Below are 342 nucleotides of genomic sequence, written 5' to 3' on the forward strand. Positions count from 1 at the left end.
CACTTTGACCGACGCGGCCCCACCCAGCTGCAGGTTCTCGAAGGCGCGGCCATCGATGTCTGCTGCCGACTTGATACCCAGGCTGATTTCGCCGGCGTCTTTGTAAACGTCGTCGCCTTGCGCATCGTGGCTATACGGCGCACTGGTTTCGCCGGCCTTGATGGTCACGACTTCGTTGTTGCTCAGGGTCACGACAAGGTCGTGGTCCAAGGCAGCGTTGATGTGAACGGTGAAGGTCGGTTTGACGTTCTCGGCAACCGAGACCTGATCGGCGGTGATGGTGACCTTGACCAGGTCGCCACCGTTGCCAGTGCCTGGAGTGCCAGAGCCTGGCTCGTCGGT

1 protein-coding gene is annotated in these 342 nt (G+C 61.1%); it reads right to left on the bottom strand.

Going from position 1 to position 342, the window contains the following annotated elements; genetic code table 11:
* Nucleotides 1–342 (bottom strand): immunoglobulin-like domain-containing protein (locus PC358_RS27855; RefSeq protein WP_033703331.1); only part of this gene is annotated, 342 nt, incomplete at both ends.

The sequence above is a fragment of the Pseudomonas capeferrum genome, from assembly GCF_000731675.1.
GTDB classification, from domain to species: Bacteria; Pseudomonadota; Gammaproteobacteria; order Pseudomonadales; family Pseudomonadaceae; genus Aquipseudomonas; species Aquipseudomonas capeferrum.